This is a genomic window from Knoellia remsis, from assembly GCF_003002895.1.
GTDB classification, from domain to species: Bacteria; Actinomycetota; Actinomycetes; order Actinomycetales; family Dermatophilaceae; genus Knoellia; species Knoellia remsis.
This window is the reverse complement of record NZ_PVTI01000019.1, coordinates 21,466-36,291: the sequence shown is the minus strand read 5'-3', so window position 1 is coordinate 36,291 and position 14,826 is coordinate 21,466. Positions and strand designations below refer to the sequence as shown.

10 protein-coding genes are annotated in these 14,826 nt (G+C 71.9%); 6 read left to right on the top strand and 4 right to left on the bottom strand.

The genetic code is table 11. The features are described from left to right. Positions 1-48: 48 nt before the first annotated feature. Genes BCF74_RS11675 through eccD form a run of 3 tightly spaced genes read right to left on the bottom strand, consistent with a single transcriptional unit; the run spans position 49 to position 4,022 of the window. Complete coding sequence (locus BCF74_RS11675) at positions 49-1,329, bottom strand: S8 family serine peptidase (protein WP_170070229.1); 1,281 nt, start codon at positions 1,327-1,329, stop codon at positions 49-51. Continuing rightward, positions 1,326-2,666 carry a type VII secretion protein EccB gene (gene eccB / locus BCF74_RS11670; protein WP_106298136.1) on the bottom strand — a complete coding sequence of 447 codons (1,341 nt, stop codon included), beginning with the start codon at positions 2,664-2,666 and terminating at the stop codon, positions 1,326-1,328. The genes BCF74_RS11675 and eccB overlap by 4 nt, the downstream gene beginning before the upstream one ends. Positions 2,667-2,675: 9 nt before the next feature. Continuing rightward, positions 2,676-4,022: a type VII secretion integral membrane protein EccD gene (eccD, locus tag BCF74_RS11665; protein ID WP_170070228.1), complete on the bottom strand. Its 1,347-nt coding sequence runs from the start codon at positions 4,020-4,022 to the stop codon at positions 2,676-2,678. 234 nt (positions 4,023-4,256) lie between these two features. On the opposite strand from eccD, the gene BCF74_RS17370 reads away from it, so the two are divergent. From BCF74_RS17370 to BCF74_RS17895, 5 genes are all read left to right on the top strand, one after another. Next, positions 4,257-4,577 (top strand): WXG100 family type VII secretion target, encoded by a 321-nt coding sequence (locus BCF74_RS17370; protein WP_170070227.1) that lies wholly within the window; start codon positions 4,257-4,259, stop codon positions 4,575-4,577. Then, positions 4,577-4,873, top strand: a complete 297-nt coding sequence (locus BCF74_RS11655) for a WXG100 family type VII secretion target (protein ID WP_106298133.1) — start codon at positions 4,577-4,579, stop codon at positions 4,871-4,873. Before BCF74_RS17370 ends, BCF74_RS11655 begins: the two co-directional genes overlap by 1 nt. Before the next feature lie 128 nt (positions 4,874-5,001). Then, a complete protein-coding gene (locus BCF74_RS11650) occupies positions 5,002-5,607 on the top strand; it encodes a RodZ family helix-turn-helix domain-containing protein (RefSeq protein WP_106298132.1) in 606 nt (201 codons plus the stop codon). After that, a complete protein-coding gene (locus BCF74_RS11645) occupies positions 5,604-7,067 on the top strand; it encodes a S8 family peptidase (RefSeq protein WP_106298131.1) in 1,464 nt (487 codons plus the stop codon). Before BCF74_RS11650 ends, BCF74_RS11645 begins: the two co-directional genes overlap by 4 nt. After that, positions 7,064-8,686 carry a hypothetical protein gene (locus BCF74_RS17895; RefSeq protein WP_106298130.1) on the top strand — a complete coding sequence of 541 codons (1,623 nt, stop codon included), beginning with the start codon at positions 7,064-7,066 and terminating at the stop codon, positions 8,684-8,686. Before BCF74_RS11645 ends, BCF74_RS17895 begins: the two co-directional genes overlap by 4 nt. A 193-nt stretch (positions 8,687-8,879) precedes the next feature. Here BCF74_RS17895 and BCF74_RS11635 read toward each other — a convergent pair whose 3' ends face one another. Beyond that, positions 8,880-10,538 (bottom strand): hypothetical protein, encoded by a 1,659-nt coding sequence (locus BCF74_RS11635; RefSeq protein ID WP_106298129.1) that lies wholly within the window; start codon positions 10,536-10,538, stop codon positions 8,880-8,882. 135 nt (positions 10,539-10,673) lie between these two features. On the opposite strand from BCF74_RS11635, the gene eccCa reads away from it, so the two are divergent. Beyond that, positions 10,674-14,642, top strand: a complete 3,969-nt coding sequence (gene eccCa, locus BCF74_RS11630; protein WP_106298128.1) for a type VII secretion protein EccCa — start codon at positions 10,674-10,676, stop codon at positions 14,640-14,642. Positions 14,643-14,826 lie beyond the last annotated feature (184 nt).

Here is a 14,826-nt window from a genome sequence, read left to right as displayed (position 1 = left end):
TGCCCCAGGTGCGCAGCGTCGTTGTGTATGCCGTTCGCCCGCCAGGCGTCAGGACTTCGAGGTGGCACGCAGCATCCGCAGGAGCCCCAGCCCGATGACCGCGGCGACCGAGCCGAGGAGGAGCCAGAGCACGGCGTTGCGGTCGGGGGCGCGCGGATCCGGTGCGGGGGTGAGGTCGACCTGCGACACCTGCGGCGGGGGAGTGGCGCGTGGTGTGCCGCCGGGGGGCACGGGCCCGGCGACGCTGTCGTCGAGGACGGCCGTCATCGCCTCGTAGGGCTGGACGATGCCCCAGCCGGAGGCGTCGTCACGGCTCGTGCGCGACCCGCGGGACGCCGTCGTCTCGAGGCGATAGGAGATCTCCGCCGGGCTCGCGCTCGGGAAGCGCTGTTTGAGGAGTGCGGCTGCGCCGCTCACGTATGCCGTGGCGTAGCTCGTCGACTGACCCTGCTGCGAGAAGACACAGTCGCCCCACGAGCGGAACGTCGTCGCGATGTTGTCGCCGGGTGCGGCGAGGTCGACGTGGCTGCCCCTGATGGAGTCCTGGGTCACGATGTCGGCGGAGTTCGCGGCCGAGACGCCGATGACCCCGGGGTTGGCGGCGGGGAAGCGCGGCCCGTCGCGGGTCTCGGCGGCTTGGTCCCGGTTGCCGGCGGAGGCGACGACGACGACGCCCGCCCGGGTCGCCGAGGCGACCGCTGCGCGCACGTCCGGCCGGTTCGCCGAGGTCGACAGCGAGAGGTTGATGACGTCGGCACCGGCCGAGACGGCATACGCGATGCCCTTGGCGAGGTTCGCCGACCGCTGGGCGGCTTCGTCTCCGCCATTCTCGCCGCCGGTGATCTTGACCGGGAGGATCGTGGCGTCGCGGGCGATCCCGACGACGCCCGAGCGGTCCCCGATCGAGCGAGCGGCGATGATGCCGGCGATGGCGGTGCCGTGGCCGGACTCGTCGGTCGTCGCCGGTCCACCGACGAAGCTGCGGCCCGGCAGGACGCTGCCTTTGGGGAAATGGACGTTGTTCGCGGCCACCCCCGAGTCGACGACCGCGACGACGACGCCCTTGCCGGTCGCGAGCTCCCACGCCTTGCGGGCGCCGAGCCGGGAGAGGGCCGCCGGTGCCTCGGCGACATAGCGCGTCTGCCCCTCAGTGCAGGGCCTGGCCTCCGCGGTGAGCGAGGTCGCTGAGGTGGTCACCGTCGGCGCGACGGCGGCGTTCGCGACCGGTGCCGGCACGCCGCACGTCGCCGCGCCAGTGAGGAGCGCGGCGGCGACGACGGCCCGTCGGGACGCCGTGCGGGTGCGAGCCCTGCCGGTGCGGGTCGTCACGACGTGGCGGCCACGGTCGTCTGGGCGGCCCGAACGCTCAGCTCCGGCCCCTCGCGGAAGAGCTCGGCCCACGACTGCGGGATTGGCGCGACGTCCCGCGGCTGGTAGCCGAGGCGCTGGAGGATGTCCGGCGTCGAGGCGTCGATGGCATAGGACGTGCCGGTCTGGTCGATGGCGAGCAACGGCCCCGCCGAGAGGGACCCGGCCCCGACGGCGCGCACGAGTGCGCCGGTGCCGAGACCCACCTGGGCCGTGGTCTTGCCGGGTTCGGGCGTGACGGTGTCCGAGGTCGAGAGGGCGACCTTTGGGGCCTGGCCGCGAGCGGTCGTCAGGGTTGCGCACGGCTGGTCGGTGAGCAGCGTCGGCATCTCCGACGGCCAGGCCTGGGGCGCGAAGCGCTGCTGCTGGACGGTGAGCTGCGCGACCTGTGCCGGCGTGGCCTCGATGTCCTCGGTGTTGCTGCCCGAACCGAGCCGGTAGAGGGCGTAGGCGAAGTCGGGCAGCGGCTCGAGCTGGCCGGCCTCGTTGACGAGGTAGCGACGCGTATCGGCCGCGGTGTTGCCGACGGCGAGCACCGAGCCGACGCTCGCGCCCGGCGGCAGGCCCGGTGCGGGCTTGCCGAGGTTGGGGAGGCGCAGGGGGGCGAGCTCGGGGCCGAGCTCGAAGAGGTTGGTCCACACCGCCGGTGCCTGCCGCGCGGGTGCGGCGTCGAGGCCGAGGGCGATGCTGACCGGGCCGAGGTTCGCGGCCGCGACGGGGTAGCGCATGCCTCCGGCGATGACGAACGCCTGGTTGCCGGTCTTCACGACACTGGCTGCAGGGGCGGCCGGTGTGCTGCGCACGGTACCGCCGAGGCCGGTGGCGACGCCGTTGTCGGCGCCGAGGCAGGAGACCCACCCGCTGTTCGAGAGCGAGTCCGCAGGGGTGAGCGAGTCCGGTGCGCCCGCGATGCCGACGGTCGACCCGCGCTTCTGCGGGGCGAGCTTGTCGTCGGCTACGGTGATGACCTTGAACTGGTCGGCCGGGATGAGCAGTCGGGCGCTCGTGGTGTTGAGCACGGGGTGGAGCGTCTTCTTGATGGTGACGTAGCGGGCCCCGCTCGTCTTGGCGATGACGAGCTTGTTGTTCTCCCAGCCGTCCGGCAGGGACCCCCTCAACCAGCCGAACGCCATGCTGCCGATGACGAGGACCACCGTGAGGGCGAGTCCACCGATGACGGCCTTCATGGGCCGGTGTGGCTCGACCTCGCGGCCGCCGGGTGCCCCGCTGACGAAGGCCGTCGTCAGGCGACGCTTGCTGAACGACTGGGCTTCGACGAGGTCCTTCTTGGTCGCCATCGCGGGCCCTCAGAGGAGCCCGACCGCGAGCGCGGCCAGGGGGACGAGAGCGACGAGGGCGACACCTTCGATGCCGTCGGCCACCCGGCCGAGCTGCACCCGGGTGCGCGGGAGGACGAGGGCGAGACCGACGACGACCGCAGCGGCGATCGACAACCCGAGGGCCAGCACCGGCCGCCACCCGGGGTGGGTCTGGGCGGCGGTCACGGCGGCGACGGCAGTGCCGGTGATGCCGGCGATCATGGCGATGAGGACGGTCGTGCGCGTCCGGCTGTGCCGGGTGCGCAGGAGTGTCGCGACGAACCCGACGGCGACGAGCAGCGTGCCCCACAGCCCCGAGGCCACGAGCTGTGGCGTGCAGAGGACCATGACGGCGGCGCTGGCGACGCCGAGCCCGATCATGAGCTCGTGCCCGGCGGCGACCTGTCGGCGCACGGCGTCCCGCTCGACCTCGGGGACGTCGGCGAAGATCTCGACGTCGGACTTCGGCGGGTGGGTCGTGAGCCGGCTGGAGGACAGGCCGACCCACGGGAGCACGTTGCCGACGAGTGCGGCGACGAGGAAGACGCAGGCCGCGACCGTCGTCATGTCCCAACCGACGAAGTGCGTCAGGGCACCGAGCAGGAGCATCGCGACGCCGACGACCGCCACGGCGGCGACGAGCAGCCGCTGGCGCGTCACGGCGAGTGCCCCGAGGGTGCCCACGACGGCGACCGCGCCTCCGGCATACGTCAGGCCCTCACCCCAGAGCGCGGCGTCCGGGAAGGCGGCAAAGCCGGCCACCGCGGCATACGGGACAGCGGTGAGCGCCAGGGCGACGGCCGCCGACGGCAGCTTGCGCACGTGGGCGAGGACCGCGGCGGCACCGACGAGCAGGACGGCGCACACACCGGCGAGGGCGGCGACGAGGAGCCCGCTGTCGCGGGCGGTGAAGAGTGCGTATGCCGCGGCGACGAAGAGGACTCCGGCCGCACCCACCGCCGTGCCGGAGCTGTTGGCCGCGGTCCAGGGGGTGAACTGGGTCTCGACGAGGTCGGCGACGGCCTCGACGACGTCGTCGTAGACCTTCTCGCCATCGGGGCGACCGGGCTCGAGGACGAGCACAGCGCCGTCCTCGATGCTCTGCGCGGCGAGGCTGCGGTCGTTGTCGACGACGCCGCCGTCGGGACGGACGAGCCGGTAGCCCAGGCTCGCGGACCGCGCGTCGAGGACGCCGAGCTCGCGCGCGAGGTCGGGGATGACCTCGGCGACGGGGATCGAGCCGGGGATGCCGAGGTCGGCACGGCGGGTGCCCGAGGAGACGGACAGGCGCACGAGCGACGCCGTGCCCTGCGCGCCTGGGCTGCTCTGACTCACGTGTGGTCCTCCCCGATCGTGCTGTGGTCCTGCGTGCGCGAGATGCCCCCGCCGCCGTGGGGGAGCGACACGAGCATAGACCGGGGAGTTCTCCCCATTGGCCTCCGCATCACTCGCCCGTATGGTCTTCCATGTCAGGACTTCGGGGGATCGACATCAGCCGGGGTCCACCACCAAGAGTGGTCGAAGGGCCACCAGGTCCGGTCGGACCAAGATGAGTTGAAAGGAAGCGAGATGGGCAACCAGAACTTCAGCGTTGGCGCTGGCGCCATCACCAAGAGCGCTGAGATCGTCGACACTGCTCGTACGGACCTCAAGAGCAAGCTCAAGGACCTGCAGGGGCAGATGGAGCAGGTGAAGGCGCACTGGGAGGGTGCCGGCGCCGGCGCCTTCCAGAACGTGCAGGTCGCGTGGACGACGCAGGCGCAGGACCTGGTCGACATCCTCGACCGGTTCCGCGAGAACCTCGTCGCGAACGACAAGCAGTACACGGCCGACGACCAGGCGTCGTCCGACCTCCTCAGCAAGTACACGAGCCAGATGGGTGGTAAGTGATGTCCGGTCAGAACATCAAGGTTGGTAGCGGCGGTCTCGACATCCTCATCGCCGACATGCAGCGCGGCGTCAACGACCTTCGGGGCAAGGTCGAGGACATGGAGGGCAACCTCAAGCCGCACATGGGCGCGTGGGAGGCGGGCGCGAAGCTGGCGTTCGAGGACACCAAGCGCAAGTGGAACACCGAGGTCAACGACCTCAACGAGCTGCTCCTCGACATCAAGAAGGCCGTCGAGCAGTCCAAGGAGGCCTACCTCGCCGGTGAGCTCCGCAACAAGAACAGCTGGGGCTCCTGACCGTCAGGTCATGACCAGCGACGCCGTGCCGGCACCTCGATCGGGGTGCCGGCACGCGGCGCGTCGCACCGTCGCCGCGGAGCATGGCGACGCCACGGACGAACCACCACCAGGGGAAAGAACGCGCGATGGGCGACAACACCAACTACCCGACCGGGTACATGACGCAGCTGGCACAGACGAAGCAGTCCAAGTGGGAGACGGAGGCGACGCTGGGCGTGGAGAAGGTGCGCGACGGCATCGCGACCCAGGAATCCTTCGGCCAGATCCCGTCGCTCGCGAAGTACGCCGCCACCTTCGAGCAGGCGAGACGTGAGTACACCGGGCTGATGCGGGGCGCGAAGCTGGATCTCGAGGCGGTGGCGGACGGAATCAAGAAGTCCGCCAAGCAGATGCAGGACAACGACGACCGGGCCGGCGAGGCTTTCCTCGCGCTGTGGTCGCGCTGGGAGAACGGTCCCCTGCAGAGCACGCAGAACCGGCAGGAGGCCGGGTCCACGCCCGAGGCGCAGGAGGCCGCGCAGACCGTCAATGACGCGCAGGCGCCGGCCGACGGTGACAGCCCGCAGGAGGTCCCGACCGGCGGCGACGAGGTCCCGACCGGCGGCGACGAGGTCCCGACCGGCGGCGACGAGGTCCCGACCGAGCCCGCATCGGCCGATCCCGCAAACCTGGCATCAGGCCCCGAGACCGGCAGTCCTTCCACCGGCCCGGCGGACCCGTCGTACTCATGAGCCGTCGCCGTACCACACGGAGCCGCGCCGCCACGATGGTGGCGGGTGTCACGGCCGCGCTCGCCGCGAGCGTGCTGAGCGCTCCCGCGGCCAGTGCGGACCGTCTCGACGATGGACAGTGGTGGCGCACCGCCATGGGCGTCGACGAGCTCGCGGCAGCGGGTGCGACCGGCAAGGGGATTACCGTCGCGGTCATCGACGGGCCGATCAACCCTGACGTGCCGGAGCTCAAGGGCCGGGTCGCGTCCACGACCACGTCGTGCTTCTCGCCGCAGGGGGAGAAGGAGAAGTCCACGGGAGTCGGTGCCGAGGCGTCCCATGCCACCAGCATGGCTGCGCTGATCGTCGGCTCTGGCAAGGGCACCGCGAGTGGGGGCCGGGGCATCACGGGCATCGCACCCGAGGCCACGTTGCGCCACTACGCAGCGCTCTACCGTGACCAGTCGAATCCCGATGGTGGACTCACCTGCGCAGCCTCTGCCGAGGTGGGGACAAACATCAGTGACGAGGCCGTGGCCCGGGCCATCGAGCAGGCAGCGGCAGACGGGGCAAAGGTCATCAGCGTCAGCCTTGCTGTCGGCTACGACGAGAGCTTCGTGCCGGCGCTCTTGGCGGCCTACAAGGCAGGTGCCATCGTCGTGTCATCCAGCGACAACCGGACGGGGAGGGTGGCTTGGCCGGCCGCGGGCAACGGGGTGGTGACAGTCAGTCCGGTCGGACCGGACCGGAAGCTGCCCTCGTTCGCCCCCAAGGACAACGCACTCGTCGACTTCGCAGCGCCGGGAGTCCAGATCGCCAGCGGCATCCTCGAGTCGGGCAAGTGGCAGAGTGACGTCCTGCGGGATGGCAGCTCGCAGGCCACGGCCATCACCGCCGGTGGTCTCGCGGCGGTCTGGTCGGCGCACCCAACGGCGACGGCCAACCAGGTCCTGAGCGCGGCCCGCGAGGCCATTGGCATGCGCCAGCAGGACGGCAAGTACGTCACAGACTTCCGACGCGTCGGCGGCGATCTACCGCGGGCGACCGGCAAGACCACGTCCTACGGCTTCGGCATCTTCGCCCCGGCGGACGCGGTCAAGCTCGACGTGGCGTCGCTGCCGAACGTGAGCCCGATGGTTGCCACCACCGGCGTGGGGAACGAGCCGACCGCCGAGCAGATCGCTGCCGCGACGGGGACGCCCGTGTCGGAGAGCCCCACACCAACCGACGCGTCATCGCCATCAAAGACGCGCCCCACGGTCGAACGACCGGGCGACGCAGCCGACCGGGACGACGGCACGGCGATCCCGTGGCTCGTGGCGGGGGCTCTCGCCCTGCTCGTGGCCGGTGGTGCGCTCGCCCTGTGGACGAGAGGGCGAGGCAGGTCGAACTCGACCCGGATCCCGGATACCACGGAACACAACGACTCAGCAGCGGCGGAAGGGGCCGCCAACACCACGACGAAGGAGCACATTCGATGATTCCCGAGGGACAAGGCACACCTCCGCCCACGCTGAGCCCCAAGGCTCTGCCGAACGAGCGACGGCTGCACCAGATCTTCGCGGCGTCGCCCGGGCAGGTCTTCAGCACCCAGCTCGACTGGCAGGACGCCAAGGAGCAGCTGGACCTGCTCGCCAAGGACGTGCGCAAGGTGCGTTCCGAACTGCAGTCGCCGGAGGACGGCTCGAAGGGCTGGTCGGGCCCCGCAGCGGAGGCGGCACTCGAAAGCCTCAACAAGCTCAGCGAAACCCTCGAGCGTCACGCCGGAGATGTCGGTGATGTCGATGGGAGTCTCGGCGTGGTTTACGACGCGATGTGGGCGGCACGCAACGGGTACTTGACCGAGGTCGACTCGATCTCAACCTACGTCAACCCAGAGAGCTACAAGAAGCTGCCCGACAACGCACCCAAACCGAACATCGACCTCTACGGTGTGACCGACACGGCGGCCGTTCAGGCAGCCGAGGACGAGCAGTGGCGCAAGCGCGACGAGGCTGCCAAGAAGGTCCTCGACCAGCTCGACACGGACATGAAGACCGCGACCGCCAAGATGCCGATCACGTCCACCGAGGCGAGCACTCCGTACACCGGCTCGGGTCAGGCTCCCGGCGGCAGCTACGGGTCGGGCACGACGCAGTCGGGAACCGGCGTCCAGGACTACGACGGTGGCGGCCGAGAGACGAACGTCGAGCCGAAGGGGCCACGCCCGCTACCCCCGATCGACCCGTGGGAGCCTCCGATCACGCAGCCTCCCCACGAGCACTACCCGAACCCCACGCCGAACCCGCTCCCGGGCGTCGACCCGGAGCCGTTCGACCCGACGCCGAACTCGCCCCTGCCGGGCGGATACGACCCCGACCCGATCAGCTCCGACGGTGACACCGGCGGATCGATTCCGGGTGGCTCCATGCCCGGCGGTCCCGGTGTTCCCGCTGGTCCCGGCGGCACCGGCGGAGGCGGCGGCATCGGCACCGGCGGGCTCGCTGCTGGCGGCATCGGTGGCGCGGCCGGTGTCGGCGGCCTGCTCGGCGGGCTCCGCGGTGGCGGTGGCGCCTTCGGTGGTCGTGGCGGTTCGCCGACGGCCGGGGTGCGCGGCTCCTCCGGGGTCGTGTCCTCCGGTGGCGCCGGCAGCCGTGGCGGCGCGGCGGGCCGCGCCGGAGCCACCGGACGAGGCACCACGGCGGTTCCCGGCGGCGGTCAGGCCCGCGCGGGCGGCGGTGCCCGCGGGGGAGGCGGTGCCCGCGGTGGCAGCAGCGTCAAGGGAGCAACCGGGTCAGGCCGTTACGGCGTACCCAAGGTCGGCGGCAACAGCGCCGTCGCCGGGGGTCAGGCAGCGGGCCGCGGTGGCGCCCAGGCCGGTGGCCGCGGCGCGGCGAAGGCCGGCGGTCGTGGCGGCGCGGTCGGGACCGGGTCGGCCGCGAGGTCCGGCGCGGCCGGTCGTGGCGCGCAGGGCCGCACCGGTGCTGTTGCCGCTGGCGCCGCTGGGTCCCGCAAGGGCAAGGACGAGGACCAGACGCAGGACGTCGAGCTGCTCACGACCGAGGACGAGGAGACCTGGTTCGACGGTTCCGAGGAGTCCAGCCCGCAGGTCTGGGAGTGACGCGCACACGGGCCTGAGGGCCCACGCGCACTCTCGGTCCCGCGCGGTACCTCGGTGCCACCCGGCATACGGGAGCGGTCCGAGCGGTCGGTGCGGGTGGGCGCCTCGGTGCCCACCCGGCAGACGGGGAGCGGTCCGAGCGGTCGGCGCGGGTGGGCACGCCGGTACCCACCCGGCATACCGGCGGATGGCCTCAGCCCGAGGTCATCCGCCGGATCGCTTCCACGCCGCCCGCGGCGACGATGCCGAGGGGGAGCGACAGGGCGACGGTGAGGGTCTCGATGCCGTCGGCGAAGCGGGACATGCGGGTCGAGCGGTAGCCCTTGGCGATGGCCGCCGAGCTCGCCACCGCGACCCACGCGATGCCGAACGCCACGAGGAAGAGGGTGACCAGCGCCCCCGACCATCCGGTCGCCAGCAGGGCCTGAGCCGCAGCGAGCAGCAGGACGCCGCAGGCGGCGAGCATGCTGTACCGCGGCAGGCGGTCACGCACCGACCGCGACTGGTAGCCACACGCGAGTGCCGCGGCGACGAGGAGGGCGAGGGTCCCCCACGTCGACGTCCGGTCGGGCGCCGGTGTGGTCACCGTGAGCCAGCCGCTCACCGCGGTGGTGAGTGAGAGGTATGCCGTGCCGATCGCCACGATCTCGCGCGCCGCCTCGAACCGCTGGCGCATGTCGCCGCGTGTCACCCGGCGACGCCTGCCGGCGCCGCGCTCGCGCACCGACCAGATCGTCGTGGAGAGCCGTTCGGTGTCGACGAGCTGGTTCGCATCGACGGTCAGGCTCGTCGTCGGGAGCAGGCGCATGAGCAGGGGGCCGAGACCCGTCGCGACGGCTGCGATCGCGTGACCGGGCCAGTCGAGGACGGTGCCCAGCCCGACGAGCAGCCCGAGACCGCCGATGGCGGACATGACGGTGCGGTCACCGGGGGAGTCGACCTCGACGCGGGTCCGGGTGATGGCGAGCGCGAGCACCGCCACCGCGCAGCCGGCGACCACGGCGACGGACTCGCGCCCGGGTGTGGCGCCGAAGGGAAGGGTGAGACCGGCCGCGAGGCCCATCGCCGGGGCGGTGGCCGCGGCCGCGAAACGGTGCGCGACGGACGTCCCGAGCGCCGCCAGCCCGAGGGCCCCGAGGGTGAGGAGTGCTGCAGCGGCGGCGGGCAGCCATCCGGTCGGCACCCCGAGGACAGAGGCGCGAGCCGCGGCGCCGGCGTCGTCGGCGAGGCTGCGGGCCGCGACGAGACTGATGATCGCGCCGATCGCGGCCGACAGCCAGATGAGCTGGGACGCGAGCGACGGGGGAGCGGCGGGGAGCCCACGGGCCGTGGTCTCTCTCCGGGATCGCCGCGCCGGGGTCGCGGGGCCGCCGAGGGTGCTGCGGGGTGCCGTGATGTCGAGGGCATCGACGTCGTGGGCAGTGCTCACGTTCACGGGCGCGGCCGCGCTGCCCCGGCGGCGGGTCGAGTCGTCGACGTCGGGCAGCGGCGCGGGTTCCTCGACCTCGCGGTGGCGACCGCCGGAACCGCCCGGCGCACTCGCCGCGCTCGCGCGGGACCCGCCGGCGCTCCGGCCGCGGTCAAGGTTGAGGATGTCGCGCGTCACGGCATGTGTCGTCACGGGGACGACGCTGAGGACGGAGCCCGTCGGCACCGAGTCGTCGAAGGTGTCGTGTGGGCCGAGGACGCGACCGCTCGGGGTGGCGATGGCGTGCGGGTTGGCACGCGAGGCGATGCCGAGCACGGAGAGCACCTCGGTCACCTGCGCTCCGAACGGGACCACGAGGTCGTAGCGACGACCGCCGGCGACGAGGCTGATCTGGAGCCCCGTGCCCACGTCCGAACCCGGCATACCGTCCCTCCCTCGTCGACGCGGCACCGGCCACTTGGAAGGATAGGCCGCGATGCGGGCCGATGGTGCGCCACCCTCCGCCGTGTGGGGCGCTCGGGATAGGTTGGCCCACGAACGAGCACTCGGGAGGGAAGCGTGACCGCGACAGTCGGAGGGACGCGACAGGACGCACCGTCGGTCCCCACCGGACGGATCGTCCTGCAGCCACCGCCGGAGATCACGCCGGCCGAGGGTGTGAGCAACATCCTCATGCAGGCGGTGCCGATGCTGGGCTCGGTCGGCTCCATGGGCTTCGTCGCCCTGTCACAGCCCGGCCCCCGGGGCATCATCGGCGCGGGGATGTTCCTCGTCGCCTCCCTCGGGTTCGTCTTCTCCAGCGGTCTGCGCCAGCGCCAGCAGCACACCAGCGAGGTCATCTCGAACCGGCGCGAGTACCTCGCCTACCTCGCGGAGGTGCGCGAGACGGTCCGGGACGCCGCCGCGAAACAGCGGGAAGCGGGACTGTGGAACTATCCCGCCCCGACGTCGCTGCCGCTCCTCGCCGAGGAGAAGAGCCGCGTGTGGGAGCGGCTCCCGGCCGACGACGACTTCCTCCACGTGCGCATGGGCACGACGGCGCAGCCACTGTGCCTCACCCTCGAACCGGCCGAGACGCCGCCGCTCGCCCAGCTCGACCCCGTCGCGGCGTCGGCGCTGCACCGGCTGCTGACCACGCACCGCGTGCAGCAGGGGCTGCCCGCGTCGGTGTCGCTGCCGGCCTGGGCGCGAGTCCAGATCACCGGTGAGGCGGCGCCGGCCCGGGCGCTCGCGCGCTCGCTCGTCGTCAACGCCGCGGTCATGCACTCACCGGACACGCTCATCGTCGCGGCGCTCACCGGACCGGACTCTCGCGAGGAGTGGGACTGGCTCAAGTGGCTGCCGCACGCGCTCAGCCCCACAGAACGCGACGCCGTCGGTCCGATGCGCCTCGTCGCCGAGTCGGTCGACGAGCTGCTCGAGCTGCTCCCCGACGACGTCACCGACCGGCCTCGCTTCGGTCCGACGAGCCAGCCTCCGGCTCCGCACGTCGTCGTCGTCGTCGACGGCGCCCGCCTGCCGCGGCACAACCCGCTCGTGACCGAGGAGGGGGTCCTCGGTGTCACGGTCATCGACCTGCCCGAGCAGTGGGGTGAGCTCGACTCGACGACGACCCTGCGGCTCGCGGTCGAGAGCGAGCGACACGGAACGACGACCGGGCAGGTGCCCTTCGAGATCCTCAGCCTCAGCCGTGGCGGCGCGAAGGGGCTCGCCGACCAGATGACGGTGACCGAGGCCGAGGCCGCGGCACGCCGCCTCGCGCCGATGTTCGTCAGTGGCGAGGTCGAGGTGCGCGATGCCCTCACGACGAGCACCGAGCTCGTCGACCTCCTCGGCCTGGGCGACGTCCGCGACTTCGACCCCGCGACGGCGTGGCGGCCCCGCCTCCAGCGCGACCGGCTGCGGGTGCCCATCGGTGTCGGCGGCAGCGGCCAGGTCGTCGCGCTCGACATCAAGGAGTCCGCCCAGCAGGGCATGGGGCCGCACGGCCTCGTCATCGGCGCCACCGGTTCCGGCAAGTCCGAGCTGTTGCGCACGCTCGTGCTCGCGCTCGCGATGACGCACTCGTCCGAGCAGCTCAACTTCGTCCTCGTCGACTTCAAGGGTGGCGCGACGTTCGCAGGGATGGCGGACATGCCGCACGTCTCCGCGGTCATCACCAACCTCGGCCAGGAGCTCACCCTCGTCGAGCGCATGCAGGACGCGCTCCAGGGCGAGATGACCCGCCGACAGGAGCTGCTCCGCTCCGCCGGCAACTTCGCCAACGTCACCGACTACGAGAAGGCGCGTGCGGCCGGGGCCGACCTCGAGCCGCTGCCGGCGCTGCTCATCGTGGCCGACGAGTTCTCCGAGCTGTTGTCCGCCAAGCCGGAGTTCGCCGACCTCTTCGTCGCCATCGGGCGACTCGGGCGGTCGCTGTCCATGCACCTGCTGCTCTCCTCGCAGCGCCTCGAAGAGGGACGGCTGCGCGGGCTCGAGTCGCACCTGTCCTACCGGATCGGTCTGCGCACCTTCTCCGCCGGTGAGTCCCGCACCGTCATCGGGGTCCCGGACGCCTACGAGCTGCCGCCGGTGCCGGGTCTGGGCTACCTCAAGCCGGACCAGACGACGCTCCTGAAGTTCAAGGCGGCATACGTCTCCGGTCCGCCGAAGGGCCGACGGCGGGCGGCCACCGGCGGCGGCGCGGGCGCGGCGATGCAGGTCCTGCCGTTCACCACGGCCAAGGCGATCTCGGCTGCCCCCCGTGTCGAGGAGGAGGCCCAGCCCACCGGTGAGCCCGAGGAGACCCGCGCCGTCTTCGACATCGCGGTGTCGCGCATGAAGGGCAAGGGCCGCCCGGCGCACCAGGTGTGGCTCCCGCCGCTCGACGTGCCGAACTCGCTCGACCAGCTCCTCGGTGACCTCGCCCCCGACCCCCAGCTCGGTCTCGTGAGCAAGCGCTGGCGCGCCCAGGGCAGCTACGTCTTCCCCATGGGCATCGTCGACCGCCCGCTCGAGCAGCGCCGCGAGCTCTTCGTCATGCAGCTCGGCGGTGCGGCCGGCCACGTCGCGGTCGTCGGCGGTCCGCGTACCGGGCGCTCGACGTTCGTCCGCACCCTCGTCTCGTCGATCGCGCTGACGACGACCCCGTTGGAGACCCAGTTCTACATCCTCGACTTCGGTGGCGGCACCTTCACGCCGTTCTCGCGGCTGGCTCACGTCGCCGGCGTGGCGAACCGCAACGAGCCCGACGTGGTCCGCCGCACCATCGCCGAGATCTCCGGGATCATCGACAAGCGCGAGGCCTACTTCCGGGCCCAGGGCATCGACTCCATCGAGACCTACCGCCGCCGCCGCGCCGAGGGCCGGGCCGACGACGGCTACGGCGACGTCTTCCTCGTCGTCGACGGGTGGCCGACGATCCGCGCCGAGTTCGACGAGCTCGAGGCGACGATCAGCGGGCTCGCCGGTCGCGGTCTCACCTTCGGCATCCACGTCGTCATCACGACCTCGCGCTGGATGGACTTCCGCATGTCGATCCGCGACATGCTCGGGACCCGGGTCGAGCTCGGTCTCGGTGACCCCGGAGACTCCGAGATCGACCGCAAGGTTGCCGCCAACGTCCCCAAGGGCCGGCCCGGCCGCGGTATCACGATGACCAAGCACCACTTCCTCTCCGGCATCCCGCGCATCGACGACAGCGGCAGCGTCGACGACCTCGGCGAAGGTGTCGAGGACCTCATCGCCAAGGTCGACGCCGCGTGGCAGGGCCCCACGCCGCCGAAGCTGCGGCTGCTGCCCGAGATGATCACGCTCGACCAGCTGCGGTCCCAGGCCGGAGCGGGCGACAAGCGCGTCCTGCTCGGGATCAACGAGAGCAACCTCGAGCCGGTCGGTGTCAACGTCGAGGAGGACTCCCACCTCTACCTCTTCGGCGACTCGGACTCCGGCAAGTCGGCGATGCTGCGCGCCTATGCCAGCGAGGTGGCCCGGCTCTACACACCGGACCAGGCGAAGCTCTTCGTCGTCGACTACCGCCGATCGCTGCTCGGCGAGCTGCCGCAGGAGCACGTCGCCGAGTACATGACGACCGAGGAGCAGGTCACCGCCGAGATGGAGGGCCTCACCGCCTTCCTGCGGACGCGCCTGCCCGGGCCGGACATCACCCCCGAGCAGCTGCGTGCCCGCAGCTGGTGGTCCGGGTCGGAGGCGTTCATCCTCGTCGACGACTACGACCTCGTCGTGACCTCGTCCGGCTCGCCGCTGCGTCCGCTCGTGCCCCTCCTCGCCCAGGCTGCCGACGTGGGTCTGCACCTCGTGCTCACCCGCCGCTCCGGAGGTGCGTCGCGGTCGAGCTACGAACCGGTCCTGCAGGCGCTGCGCGACCTCGCCGCGCCCGGGATCATGCTCTCGACGCCGCCTGACGAGGGTGCCCTCGTCGGCAACATCAAGGGCTCGATCCAGCCGCCCGGCCGTGGTCGCCTGGTCACCCGCGACCTCGGCAACCAGTTCGTCCAGTTCGGCTGGCTGCCGGCCAAGCACAGCTGACCGCTGCTGAGCCGTGCCGGTCTGCGGGGGCATTTCTCCCCTATTGAGACAAGTCTTGAGCGAGTCCTTTCCGGCGACGACGACAGCTCCGAGGCAGAGTTCGTCCGTTCGGTCGCAGAGGAGAAGGCGGACAAACTCCCGGAACTCCAGCAAGAACCGGAATCGGACGAGGACTACCGCCTCA

Bases quoted from the DNA above. Each gene is read 5' to 3' on its own strand.
- eccB (WP_106298136.1), bottom strand. From the start codon at position 2,666: ATGGCGACCAAGAAGGACCTCGTCGAAGCCCAGTCGTTCAGCAAGCGT.
- BCF74_RS11655 (WP_106298133.1), top strand. From the start codon at position 4,577: ATGTCCGGTCAGAACATCAAGGTTGGTAGCGGCGGTCTCGACATCCTC.
- BCF74_RS11645 (WP_106298131.1), top strand. From the start codon at position 5,604: ATGAGCCGTCGCCGTACCACACGGAGCCGCGCCGCCACGATGGTGGCG.
- BCF74_RS17370 (WP_170070227.1), top strand. From the start codon at position 4,257: ATGGGCAACCAGAACTTCAGCGTTGGCGCTGGCGCCATCACCAAGAGC.
- BCF74_RS11635 (WP_106298129.1), bottom strand. From the start codon at position 10,538: ATGCCGGGTTCGGACGTGGGCACGGGGCTCCAGATCAGCCTCGTCGCC.
- BCF74_RS17895 (WP_106298130.1), top strand. From the start codon at position 7,064: ATGATTCCCGAGGGACAAGGCACACCTCCGCCCACGCTGAGCCCCAAG.
- BCF74_RS11650 (WP_106298132.1), top strand. From the start codon at position 5,002: ATGGGCGACAACACCAACTACCCGACCGGGTACATGACGCAGCTGGCA.